10 protein-coding genes are annotated in these 11,730 nt (G+C 38.9%); 9 read left to right on the top strand and 1 reads right to left on the bottom strand.

Translation table 11 applies throughout. The features are described 5' to 3' along the window. Positions 1–65: 65 nt before the first annotated feature. The 5 genes from ABUA47_RS16710 (at position 66) to ABUA47_RS16690 (ending at position 5,778) form a co-directional block, all read left to right on the top strand. A complete protein-coding gene (locus tag ABUA47_RS16710; protein WP_410520190.1) occupies positions 66–3,182 on the top strand; it encodes a hypothetical protein in 3,117 nt (1,038 codons plus the stop codon). Next, positions 3,179–3,691, top strand: a complete 513-nt coding sequence (locus tag ABUA47_RS16705) for a hypothetical protein (RefSeq protein WP_297284588.1) — start codon at positions 3,179–3,181, stop codon at positions 3,689–3,691. Before ABUA47_RS16710 ends, ABUA47_RS16705 begins: the two co-directional genes overlap by 4 nt. A 596-nt stretch (positions 3,692–4,287) precedes the next feature. Continuing rightward, positions 4,288–4,602 carry a Rha family transcriptional regulator gene (locus ABUA47_RS16700; RefSeq protein ID WP_005794398.1) on the top strand — a complete coding sequence of 105 codons (315 nt, stop codon included), beginning with the start codon at positions 4,288–4,290 and terminating at the stop codon, positions 4,600–4,602. Positions 4,603–4,611: 9 nt separating this feature from the next. Further along, on the top strand, positions 4,612–5,337 hold the full coding sequence (locus ABUA47_RS16695) for a KilA-N domain-containing protein (protein ID WP_004326766.1): 726 nt from the start codon (positions 4,612–4,614) through the stop codon (positions 5,335–5,337). A gap of 9 nt (positions 5,338–5,346) precedes the next feature. Next, a complete protein-coding gene (locus ABUA47_RS16690) occupies positions 5,347–5,778 on the top strand; it encodes a hypothetical protein (protein ID WP_004326765.1) in 432 nt (143 codons plus the stop codon). 113 nt (positions 5,779–5,891) lie between these two features. Here the strand turns inward: ABUA47_RS16690 and ABUA47_RS16685 are convergent, their stop codons facing one another. Further along, positions 5,892–6,473 (bottom strand): hypothetical protein, encoded by a 582-nt coding sequence (locus tag ABUA47_RS16685; protein ID WP_005794395.1) that lies wholly within the window; start codon positions 6,471–6,473, stop codon positions 5,892–5,894. A 471-nt stretch (positions 6,474–6,944) separates the two neighbouring features. Here ABUA47_RS16685 and ABUA47_RS16680 point away from each other — a divergent pair, with 471 nt between their 5' ends. The 4 genes from ABUA47_RS16680 to ABUA47_RS16665 form a co-directional block, all read left to right on the top strand. Further along, positions 6,945–7,457: a hypothetical protein gene (locus ABUA47_RS16680; RefSeq protein ID WP_007846598.1), complete on the top strand. Its 513-nt coding sequence runs from the start codon at positions 6,945–6,947 to the stop codon at positions 7,455–7,457. 4 nt (positions 7,458–7,461) lie between these two features. Further along, complete coding sequence (locus ABUA47_RS16675; protein ID WP_009132273.1) at positions 7,462–10,332, top strand: hypothetical protein; 2,871 nt, start codon at positions 7,462–7,464, stop codon at positions 10,330–10,332. Beyond that, positions 10,329–11,534 (top strand): hypothetical protein, encoded by a 1,206-nt coding sequence (locus ABUA47_RS16670; protein WP_005794386.1) that lies wholly within the window; start codon positions 10,329–10,331, stop codon positions 11,532–11,534. Before ABUA47_RS16675 ends, ABUA47_RS16670 begins: the two co-directional genes overlap by 4 nt. 1 nt (position 11,535) lies before the next feature. After that, positions 11,536–11,730, top strand: a 195-nt coding sequence (locus ABUA47_RS16665) for a hypothetical protein (protein ID WP_349831788.1), incomplete at its 3' end; no start/stop codon positions are given.

Genomic DNA, 11,730 nt, shown 5'->3' with positions numbered 1-11,730 from the left:
CTGGAGGATATAGAGATGATATTTTTCAATTGCGGAAAGCGTGGAAAAACTCTAAGCGTATTTATATGGAAGATGTATTGCCGGATATGAAAGACTTCCTATCTGGGTACAAGTCGAGGCTGAAAGCTGCCGGCTGGGATTTGGAGAATTTGAGTGATGCGCAGAAAATAGCTATCGGTTTGGATATAAGTTCTTTCTTTGATACGTTCGAGAAGATGCCGAAATATATGCGAGACTTCTTTAACGAGAAGACTCTTGAAGAAGAGTTCAATATCAAGATTAATGCTGAATATACAGAAGCCAGTCAAAGTTTTTCTGATTTGCAGAAAAAGTTCAATGAAGCCACAGATGGGCAATTTGAAGCCCAAATAAAGGTTTCCACAGATTCAGAGAAAATCATTGAAGGAATACAAAAAGGATACAAGGAAGCTAAAGAGACAACAAATCAATTGAAGCCGGTATTGATTAAAGCCGGAATAGATTTGTCAGGTATTGGAGCTATTGACTTGTCAAAACTTCCCGACTGGCAGAAGCAAATTGTATCAGATTATAAAAAGGCTTTCGATACAATGCAAGCCGGTGAGAAAGGAGCTAAAGAAATCGGTTTTTCCCTCACTGATCCAAATAAGGATAAGAGCAAAAAGGATGCCTTTGCCGAAAGATTGAAAGAACGGGTAAACTTACTAAAGGAGGCATATTCTGAATATAAGAAGTGGACTGACATTGTTGGAAAGGGAGAAGCTGCCAGCAAGGTTAAAGAATCGGGTATTTTTGATTCCTTATTTAAAGGTAAAGAACCGGTGGATATTGGAAATTATCGAGATGAATTGAATAAGATTCTTAACCAGCTTGACGATAAGACTAAAGAACGTAGGGAATTGAAAGTTTCTATACGGAAAGTTCTTTTGGATATTGATGCCAATGCTATGAAAGAAGCTTCGGATAAGGCCGCAAAGGAACTTGAAAGGTACGTGTCTGATGTTTCAAAGAAATGGGATATATACAAGCAGCTTGTCAATGCCGGTGCAAGTAAGAAGGATGCTTCTTTATACGCTTTCGGAGTATTGTCTGAATATGAGAAGAAATCCGAGGAATTAGCTGAAAAGGTAACTAAGAAAATGAAGGATAAAGGGGTATATATACCTTTGACTTTCACCGAACAAGAGGCCACAGAATCACTTGGAGGTAAAGACAGTGTTTTGTATAAACAGTTTTTCAGTGCATGGAAGGAAGCTAAAGAAGCTATTGAAAAAGATAGTTTGGAAGTAAAGCTGAAAGAAGTTACTGCCCTCAACAAATACAAATCTATCGCTGAAAAGATACGGGACTTAAGCGAGAAATATGCTCCCTTAACCGGCACCTTCATTGGTGAAAATAATGAACTTGTTGGGAATGTTGAAGGCATGACTCCCGGACAGAAAGCTCTTTTTACCGAATATAAGGAGGAACTGGCAAAACTAAGGGGACAACTGCTTGAACTTCTTCCGGTATGGGAACAGATATTTGGAGATCAGACCTATAAATCATACGGACAGATACAGCAAGCATCCGATTATGCGCAACAGATTATTGATAATGCTTCTGTAACTAAAAACAAGAATGGAAAGCCAACAGCTTTTACTTCTTGGTATTTGGATGAGAATGGTAAACGGATTGATGTTTCAGGAGAATATTCTCAAATTGAGAAGTTAAAGAAAGCCATACAAGACTTATATAAGGCCGGATTACAGAAGAATCCGTTTGCCACTCTCATAAAAAATATTCGTTCTTTATTCTCCAGTGGAGATAAAGATGAAAAGGGTACCATAGAAAAAATTGCAGCCATAGGAGAAAGTGCCGCTGAAAGTGCTGAACTTGTCGGCAATTTTGCAGGGCAGATGTCTTCCATGTTCGATGCTTTGGGCAATGAGGGTATGGCCGACACGATGGGTAATGTGCAGGATGCCATGTCTTCTATAAGCAATATCGGGCAGGGATTCGCCAAAGGTGGAATAGTTGGTGGTATTGCTGCCGCTGCCGGTGAAGCTGTAAACTGGATTGGGAAGATAGCACAAGCACATGACAAAAAGCTTGATAAGGCTATTGAAAAAAGTAAACTTCGTGCTCAACAGTTGCAGTATATATACGAACAGATTGACGGTATTCTTGAACGTTTCTTGGGCAGTGGCACGGAACTAAAACTTGTAGATGCAGAAAATGACCGTACCCGGTTGAATCAATTAAATAATCAGATTGAGGCAATACGCAATAAGGGGAAGATCAACATCTTCGATTTGATGTCTTTGCAGAAATATAAGCAGGAAGCGGAAAAACTTCAAAAACGTGTTTCGGCATACGATGAAGGCGGTGCATACGGGTATCAACGTGCCTTGATGCAAGAACAACTTTCAGAATTGGAGAAACAGCGGCAAGCCGAAATTGACAAGAAGAAGACGGATGATAGCAAAGTGGCTGATTATGAGAATCAGATTGCGGAGATGAAACAGCAAATAAAGGATTTTGCCGAAGAAACGGCTGAATCTCTTTATGGCATTAATTTGAAAGACTGGGCTTCGCAGTTGGGAGATGCCTTGTATGAGGCATGGCAGAAAGGCGAGGATGGTGCCGAAGCTTTCAAAAATAAGGTTGCCGACATTATGGGTGATGTTATGAACTCCATTCTCAAAATAAGTATTTTGGAACCGGCCATGCAACAGCTTCAAAAGATGCTTTTTGGTGAGGATGGAATGAGTGGTTATTTCGGCAAGGATTTCTCTCTTGACGAAAAGGAGTTGGAAAGTATTGCGGACTATCTAATGGGGGTAAGTGAGAAAACCGATGATTACTATTCCATGCTTGACAAACTGAATAACTATATGGAAAAGAAATATGGTATCAGTATGAAGGAAGAGGAAGAAGACAGTGGAAGTGGTTTATCTAAAGGCATACAGAATGTTACTGAAAATACCGCTAACCTTTTGGCTTCTTATATAAATGCAATCCGGGCTGACGTGAGTGTTAAACGGGAGTATGTGCGCAGATTGGTTGAAGAATTGTTCCCGGCCTATAATGTAATAGCACAAGCACAATTACAACAACTGACAATGATACAGATAAATACAGCAAAGAATGTGGAATTTGTGGAAGAAATCAGGGATATACTACATAGGAATATAAACGGTGTAAACAAGTTTAATATATGATTATGAACAGATTGAATAGTGAATTGAGAGGTCATGCCGTATCGTATGGCCTCTGCACACAATGGCAAGGTGACTGGCAAAACAATAAAAGCCAGCAAGAATTGATCGGAATGTATATACGGGGCATTGATTTTTGTATTGAACACAATTATCCGACGGTGGAATATATAAAAGGCAATTTTGACCGGAGTCTGCTTCATCAAAACCATATTTTTGTTGATGAACCAGTGATCGGAGGCGACAATGGTGTATATGTACTGAACGGTAAATGTTCAGGCAAACTTTCTTTCGGTAAATTTACAGTTGTTACTCTCCATTTGCGGCATGATAGTGAATTGACTCTTGAAGTGGAGGATTGTGCCAAAGTTTTTGTAAGTGTATATGATCGGGCTAAACTACATGTAAGGCAAAGCGATGTGGCTAAAGTTTATGTATATGTTCATGGTGGAAACTGTAAAGTTGAAACCGATGGCAATGTCATGGTAAGATATAAAATGAATGGGGATTAACATGCGTTTTGCAACATCCTTATTTATAGCCTTTTATATTCCTATATTATTTGAACGGTATCATAAATGACAATCAACATCTCGCCACAATACGGTAGATACGCGCATTATTTATATTATGTCTAAATTTTAGAGTAAATATAACTGTTTTTATTTACCGATTCTTACCGTTTGTTACTGATGTTTACCGAATTTATTTTATTGATTTTTAGGTTGTTGTATGGTGAAAATATCGTTTCTATATTTGTGTCGGAAACAATGCTGTTAGGTTCATTTCGTGGTTGTCATGAACTGGAATAAAATATTATAGGGCATTCTCTTTGAGGCAGGCAACCACATTAGGCTTCATCGGGATTTGCCCTTTCTCTTTATTATTATGTCAAGCGTGACTATTATATTAAGGAGGGTTCAGTAGGTACGAGTAATGGCGTATTGGGGTTCGATTCCCTGCCTACTACAAGATCGGACAAAATAATTCCCCAAAAGCGGAGATGTCCGAGCCGCTGATGGGGAAAACATTAACTTTATAGTGCAAAGATATGGAAAATTTTAATCAGTTAATACCTATTGATGAGGGAAAAGGTAAAAAAAGAACAATGACCTCCTTACAGATTGCAGAAATTACGGGCAAAACTCATTCAAATGTAATGCGAGATATTCGCAATATCCTTGAACAACTGGAAGATAGACGACAATTCAGTTTTGAATTATCATCAAGACCTCAACCTATGCCAAACGGTGGAAGCAAAGAAGTGTCTTGTTACATTCTCACCAAAAAGGATTGTCTTCTTCTCGCAAGTGGTTATGATGCAAACTTACGAGCCAAAATTATTAATCGTTGGGAAGAACTTGAAGAAAACAAGCGTGAACTTTCCCGTAAAAGGGAGAAATCTTTGTTAAGTAAAATCTAAATTTATAATATGAAAACAAATCAAGAAATGGTGCGATACATTGATAGTTTTTCTGTGGTTCAGCGCACGAGTGATGGTTATTTTGACGGAACTGAATTGCTTCGGCAGTGGAATAATGTAGAAGGGAATCCGAGAAGGCAAATGAGTAAATTCTTAGAATCTGATAATACATCAGAGTTTTTGAAAGCTCTTGCAGAGGATGAAAGCCATAGAGCAAAAATGCTCATTGGTGAAAATCAACTACTTATAAAAGTTAAGGGTAGAAATACGAAAGAAGGCAAAACACCCGATAAAGTTTGGATGAATCCGCTTCTGTTTATCAAATTTGCTATGTGGATAAATCCGGCTTTTGAAGTCAAAGTATTACGGTTTGTGTACGATGAAATGATTCGCTATCGAAACGATGCCGGGGATGCTTACAAAGAACTTGGCTCTGCCGTTCAGAAGATAGTTCCTAAAGAGTTTATGCCGAAAGCAATGCAAAAGGTTGGGGAAGCATTGAATTGGGTTGTGTTTAACTCACATGAGAAAATGCTTCGCAACAAGCAGGGTGATGAAAGCAAACAACGCGAACTGTGGCAGCTTGAAAAGAAGGTGGCTGATTTAATCAACGAGGGATTCATTACCAACTTCGATAATTTAATATCATACCTTAGAAAACAATATTCAAAAAGGAACTATCCTGCCGTGTTCCAATTACAGCAAGAAAATACAAATTTTATCCACTATAAATAATAAATCAATATGGAATTAGTAGAATTTATGAGCAACAAAGAATGCGTTGTAGAAACATTCAAAGTAAATGGTCTTATTGCAAAAGACAATACGGTAACAGAGAAAGGTTTAATGGCTATACAGTTCTATTTAGATATGATAGAGCAAAAGAAGCCAGAATTAGAAAATTGTCAAACGGCTTATATGTCATGTAGTGAGGTGGAGGAATGGGAAAAGAAAAACGCTGCGGCTTCGGTAAGTTTTGACAGCGGAGGGGTAGTCGAGTTTCTCCCGATAGAAATGTTCTCAAAAGATGCTAAAATAGAAAAGGGAGGTGGCATAAAAGGTATGCTTATTTCAATGTGCGATTGCGCATGTGAAGATGAAATATCCGAAATAGTATCTTCAAATGATGAAATTCGTAAATTGAGAGATGCGCTTAACAAATATCTCGAAAGCTGAATACTTTTGGCTAAGAGTGGCAAAATGCACAAAATAAAATTGGGCTGACTTTGGAGCCAGCCTAATTATAATTTATACGCGAAAACATTAGCCAGATTATGTTAGCTCAATATTTAATGGTAGTCAGCGTTAAAAGACGTACTAATATCTTTATATTTAGAATATAATTTGATTTTATAAATATTATATGTTCCACGACCATTAAGTATAGACTTATCTACGCTTTTATTTGCGGATTTAAATATAAAATAATAATTACCATAAGGGATTGTAGTTTTATATTTTCCCGTATTGTCAATCGTACAACTATATTTTACTTTATTTGATTTGAGAATATCAACCAAACATATAGCTAATTCACCTTCTCTCCTAATTTGTTCTTCAGCGGAAATGTAAAAGTCATATTCTTTTAATTTGGCTATTGCTTGTTCTTGCCCAACAAGTTCTTTCCATTTGATGTATTGTAACAAAGATTCATACCCCATTTGTATAGAGTCATTTTTTAATTCAATATCTTGTTTGAAATATTTACATGGTATAATATATAATTTTGCACCAATATCGGCTTTCGTACCTGAACCATTGTCGTAAGTTACAAGCCCATTTACAGATGAATAACTAATCTGTTTGTTCTGCGAATAGGAAGTAAAACACATAATAGTATAAAGCAAAAAGAATAATATATTTTTTTTCATTTCTTATGTAATTTATTTAATAAATATTTTATGTCATTCTTGAATCTTTTTATATTAAAACGATTTTCGGGAAAATCGACATAGAAGAAAAATAGCCATGTTGAAAATGGTAGTATGACTACATAAAATATAATCCAATGCCACCCAGTAACACTAAAGCAGATCAGAAGAATCACTACTATCCAAACTAAAACTCCTAACATATAATAACCTCTTTTATAATTAAATACAAAAGTATTAATAAATAAAATTATGACAAATGATATTTTTTATGTTTTTCAACATACACGTGGAAGCAAGTTAGGGGTTGAGTATAATAATCTACTAAAAAATGCTTTTATGGCATTATTTTCTATGATTATATAGAAAATACAATTATATTTGCGTTGAAATAAGATTAAAGTATAAGGCCATAGAGCTTGTTGTGGAGACTAAATATCTCTGCGGCAAGCTCTTTTTTAATATATGTATATGAACGAACCGTATTCTATTTTGATGCAGAAAACTACCGAGAATGCTCCAGTCAAAGACAGCTTGGCGCATTTTGGAATTGTGTGCACAGAATTTCCGTTCAAGCCGGGTGGGGAAACGAAAGATTTACCCAAACGGGATTGGCCGGATGAAGACGGTGAAGATACTTACATACCCGATAAGCTGCTATTAAAGGCATACGACTTGGAAGCCGAGATGTGCTATAAGGGAGATTTGGGTACTGCATACGATAAAATTATGGCCTTTCAAAACTATCTCACGGGAGAAAATGGTGACGGTGCCACCTTGAAAATATATAACTCGCACACGGGTATCGGGCGGCAAGGACTTTACTTACTGGAGGTTGGAGATTTTGAATTTAATAAGTCCAATATGGATGAAGTCTTGACCTTCCCGGTAAAATTCAGAGTAACTGATCCTCGAACTCAAATAATCCCCTCGTATAGTGTTGCGGAACCGACAAAGATAGTTGCATTGGTTGAAAAAGTATAGCTGTATGGCATGGAAGGTTTATGATAAAACTGGCAATACGGTACGTTGTACACTGAAAGGTTTGGAGTATAATGGTACATGGATGGGTGCATGTTTTGTGACAAGCACTCTGAAAAGTGCCGTACCCATTCTTTTTGAGATAGGTGACTATGTTATGTACCGTGGTGAGAAGTTTGAGATAAACTATGATCCTACGGCATTAAAAAAGGCGGCAAGAAAAACTTCGGGAGAAGCGTTTGTCTATGATAACGTAAAGTTCAACTGGCCGGGAGATGAATTGACGCGATGTGATTTTCTTGATTATGTGAAAAGTGATAATCAGATACACTTCACTTCTTTGCCTAAGTTCAGTTTCTTCGCTTCGTCTATACAAGATTTGGCAGACCGTGTTCAAGTAAATCTTGACCGTATATATACCGGAGCACAAAAATGGACGGTTGCCGTACACCCTGAATATGTGAGCACTACCAATGTAAACATTGATGTGAACAATATAAAGGTATGGGGTGCATTGGAGTTGTTCAATTCAAAATTTGGTGCGAACTTTGTTATTCGTGGCCGAACAATAACAATCGGTACTGCCGGTATTGCTGTGGGCAATATTTTCAAGTATGGACGTGGAAACGGTTTGTACGAAATTCAACGTACAGCCGATGCGGATCAACAGATTATTACGCGATTGCGTGCATACGGTAGTACAAGAAATATGCCTAACCGGTATTATAATAAGCTCTCAAACAGTTCTCTTACCAATTATTTGCCGAATAACATGGCCGTGGAAAATCTGATGTTACCTGATTTTCCTAAGACAACGCTTGATCCATATATTGACAGTAAGAATATTGCTGTGCTTGGCATTCGGGAAGGGAGTGTTTATTTTGACGGTACCGGTGGTTTGGAGGAAATATGTCCTTCAATGGAAGGTATGACCGCCGAACAGTTGAAAGATGCAGGTATTTATGTATCATTGGATGCCGGGGATAATGGCAATCTTGACGAAGTGGCTGATGCCGAACAACTGACAGATGATGGTACAATGGATAGCCTGAAGGAAGGTGAAGATGTCCCACCTTTTACAATAACGCTAAAAGATGTTGGTTTCAATATAAACGATTACCTGACTTCTGAAACAGCCACCATTAGCATGAAAAACGGCATGTGTGGTGGCCGGGATTTTGAAATAACCAAATGTGAGAAGAAGGGCAATAAATATGTGCTGACTTGTAACCGTGTATATGATGAAAGTCTGAAATTATATTTCCCATACAAGGATTACAATATAAAGTCCGGTGACAAGTTTGTCCTGCTTTATATTGATATGCCGGACGTTTATATTCAGGCCGCTTCACAACGGTTGCTTGCTACCGCGAAAAAATATCTTGCAAAGAATGACTATGTGCGCTATTCGTATGAACCGAAGGTGGATGATATTTTCATGGCACGCCAACATGATGAGGCTGTTGCAAGGGGGGAAGCAAGCATACATGATACTTTGAAAGAAGGGGACTTGATGCTATTCACTGATAGCGATCTTGGTATTGAAGGCAGCATCATTATTGATACCCTTATTATCAAAGAGGGAGAAGATATGATACCGAAGTACACTATGACACTTCGGGAGGAAAAGGCTGTTGGATCGCTTGAAAAAATCCAAAATCAGATAGACTCTATTGCAGGTGGTGGGCAGGGAACCGGTGGCTTGAATACCCAACAGATACAGTCTATCATCCGTTCACTGGGCAATCAGCTTTTTCTTTCGCGCACCCACAATGATACGGCAGCTGGGCTTATCGGCTTCTTAGCCGGTGCTATCTTTGGTGCAAGCGGTTTTGCAGAGGGTTTGACCGGCTTTGGGGCGAAAATAGACAGCATGGGACGTGGGTATATGGAAAGCCTCACGTTACGCAGGTTTTTAGAGGTGCCGGAATTGCGTTTTAACCGTGCTGAAATTGTGCTTGGTGACAAATGGCGTTCTCCCGGTGCTGGAATTATAGAGAGTGTTGAGCCTGATTATGATGCTGATGGTAACTTGCTACGTTCCGGGACAATAAGTTTGAAATTACAAGACGGTGAAATAGGTGCTGTGGCTGTGGATGATATTTGCATGGGGTATTTCCATGACTATGAAACGCCGGGGAATAATGCGGTATCTGATATAGATGATAGCCGTGGCAACCGTATGTTTGCCGGTTTCTGTACAATCTATTTTCGTATTACAGAAATATTGGATGCCGGAACAAACAAAAGGTTTCGCTATGTGCTTCGTGGTGTTTCTGATCGTTGGCAATATTCTTTCCATCCGTGTGAGGCTTTGCATTTTGTCGCTTATGGCAACTTTACAAACAAGGAACGCCAGACTTCCGCTTATGAGACGAGGACATACCGCCGTTTCTTGGTAGGGGTAAATGACTGGGAGTTTACAAAGAGTATGGTTGCAATGCAGGATGGGGATTTGAGCAATCTCAACATCTTCGGGTTGGATATGACCGGTTATTCTGCTTATCTGAATAACATTTATATGACCGGCACAATCGAACAGTTACAGATAGATGCACCGGTACGCATTGAGATTGATACGCAAGGTGACAATTTTCTTGCTTATGGTGAATCAATGGAAATTACTTGCAAGGTCTTTAAAGGTTGGGAGGATATTACAGACACAGTTAGACAATGGGCTATCCGAAGGGATAGTGGAGATACCGCCGATGATGAAGCTTGGAATATCAAGCATAAGGATTTCAACGGTTCAATAACGATACATAACACAAAGGAAATTAGTGATTTAGGAAATAATTCAGTAACAGTGGTAAGTACCTTGTTTACCATAACGGCAACAAATGATACTGCATCAGTAGAAGCAATTGTGACGATATGATAGAGAGTGAAAAGAAAAGAATCAGAAAAGAGTTTCAACCGCTTACGATTGCAGTAAGCTTGAAGATAATGACACCGAACAGTCCGGCCAATCAGGTCTATAATCCGGTGGCAAATGAATATGATCCTGACCGTGGGGTTACTCCACTGGTGATTTTACCGGAAGTCATAGCGAATGCCGCTGACGGTAGCTGGGATATGCCTTATGTTAATTCTTTGTTGGCAGAAATGAACTGGTTTGCTAATGGAGAGAATATTTCTGCAATCAGTTCATGGAATGGGAAGTACAGTATAGATACGGTTGGAGATACACGCGGTGCCATTACCATAAGCAGAAATGTGGCTCCGGGTGAAAGTTTTGAGTTGTATTTTGAAGGTCTGATAGCTGATACCCGGCTTGGGGTGAATATTCCCGTTAAGACTGACTCTATCATGTTGACAACGGTAGATAAGAGTGAAGATACCTACGGTTTGTCTATTGGGGATAGTCAGATAATCCAGTACAATCCATTTCTTGACAAGCTTTTGTTGTATGATTACAAGGTAGCCAACAATTTGATTTCCGCATCTACGGCCAATAGGAATGCAGCTTTGGATGAAAATTCATACGAGCGCACCATTCCACTTATGGTAACAAAGGGAGTGAATAAAATAACTACCGGATATACAATTGAACTTTATCAGGTGAACAGCATATCAAGTCAAACAATGCTGACTACCGCAAACCATGAAATAGTGGCTTTGTCCTTAACCAGCCTGATAATGGACTTGCGTTTGGTCGAGAAGGGGGATTACTTGCTGTTGGTGAAGGTTGGTGGAAAGGAGGTTGCAAGACAGCAATTCTCCGTCAATCGTGTTTATCCAAAATTTACGTGCATACCGGCAAGTCAGGCTTCCATCAATCCTGATGAAATCCTGCATAGGAATATAGCTATGGTACAGTGGAATGGAGAAATTGTGCCGATACCGGCACCGATTATCCGCATGGTATGGTTTACGGACAGTGCAAATAAGACCGGGGTACAATGGCAGGAGGGGGAAAAAACTGTGATAATGTTGGATGGAACCGGTATTGGTGAAACTTATCTTGACGATTGGTTGGACGTGTACATTAAGGCCGAGCAAAAAAAGGCTTTCTCTGTATTGACTGATGGGACAAATGAATATACGGACAGTAACGGGAACATATATATAAATAATTGATATGAGGTATGTTGTAGCAAATAAGGAAAAGGCTTTGGATGCCGGGGTTCTGTTGTTGGGGCACTTGGTAAAGGGAGAATCCATCATCTTGAATGAAAAGGAGGTAATGTGCCTGCCTTCTCTTGATGGAGAACTGGAAGATAGAATACTGTTGTTGGACGGTATCGTTTATACTAATACAAGCATGAATCAAATT

It is taken from the genome of Bacteroides sp. RTP31139st1_H2_RTP31139_211217 (genome assembly GCF_040227615.1).
GTDB lineage: Bacteria > Bacteroidota > Bacteroidia > Bacteroidales > Bacteroidaceae > Bacteroides > Bacteroides uniformis.
Note: the sequence above shows the minus strand (reverse complement) of the source record. Positions and strands in the feature narration are given on the sequence as shown.

What these genes read in the sequence shown, in the direction of transcription:
- ABUA47_RS16675 (WP_009132273.1), top strand. Translation starts at nt 7,462, where the DNA reads ATGGCATGGAAGGTTTATGATAAAACTGGCAATACGGTACGTTGTACA.
- ABUA47_RS16690 (WP_004326765.1), top strand. Translation starts at nt 5,347, where the DNA reads ATGGAATTAGTAGAATTTATGAGCAACAAAGAATGCGTTGTAGAAACA.
- ABUA47_RS16670 (WP_005794386.1), top strand. Translation starts at nt 10,329, where the DNA reads ATGATAGAGAGTGAAAAGAAAAGAATCAGAAAAGAGTTTCAACCGCTT.
- ABUA47_RS16705 (WP_297284588.1), top strand. Translation starts at nt 3,179, where the DNA reads ATGATTATGAACAGATTGAATAGTGAATTGAGAGGTCATGCCGTATCG.
- ABUA47_RS16700 (WP_005794398.1), top strand. Translation starts at nt 4,288, where the DNA reads ATGACCTCCTTACAGATTGCAGAAATTACGGGCAAAACTCATTCAAAT.
- ABUA47_RS16685 (WP_005794395.1), bottom strand. Translation starts at nt 6,473, where the DNA reads ATGAAAAAAAATATATTATTCTTTTTGCTTTATACTATTATGTGTTTT.
- ABUA47_RS16695 (WP_004326766.1), top strand. Translation starts at nt 4,612, where the DNA reads ATGAAAACAAATCAAGAAATGGTGCGATACATTGATAGTTTTTCTGTG.
- ABUA47_RS16680 (WP_007846598.1), top strand. Translation starts at nt 6,945, where the DNA reads ATGAACGAACCGTATTCTATTTTGATGCAGAAAACTACCGAGAATGCT.
- ABUA47_RS16710 (WP_410520190.1), top strand. Translation starts at nt 66, where the DNA reads ATGGAAGATGTATTGCCGGATATGAAAGACTTCCTATCTGGGTACAAG.